Raw genomic sequence first — 426 nt, forward strand, 5'->3', positions numbered from 1 at the left:
CGGCAGAGGGGGACGGGTTAACCGAAAGTGGGTTTGAATATTGCACACCCATACAAGCTAAATGCCTACCTTTTATTTGTGATGGCCGCGATATTGCGGGTCAAGCACAAACGGGTACAGGTAAAACGTTGGCGTTTTTAACCGCCACGTGCCATCGGTTATTACAATCTAGCAAAGCACCTAGTAAACATCCAAGAGCCCTGATCATGGCCCCTACTCGGGAGCTTGCGATTCAGATCCACAAAGATGCAAAAATTTTAGCGCCACACTGTAATCTTAACTTAGGTTTAGTATATGGTGGCGAAGATTACGAAAAACAACGTGCACAGTTAGAAAAAGGCGTTGATATTTTAATTGGCACCACAGGTCGCTTAATCGATTTATATAAACAAGGGTGTTATACCCTCAATGAAATCGAAGTAGTGG

Annotated in this window: 1 protein-coding gene; it reads left to right on the plus strand. The window is 43.9% G+C overall.

Going from position 1 to position 426, the window contains the following annotated elements:
• Window positions 1–426 (plus strand): DEAD/DEAH box helicase (locus CWB85_RS21675; protein WP_138556002.1); only part of this gene is annotated, 426 nt, incomplete at both ends.

This window comes from Pseudoalteromonas sp. S1727 (genome assembly GCF_005886375.1).
Lineage (GTDB): Bacteria > Pseudomonadota > Gammaproteobacteria > Enterobacterales > Alteromonadaceae > Pseudoalteromonas > Pseudoalteromonas haloplanktis.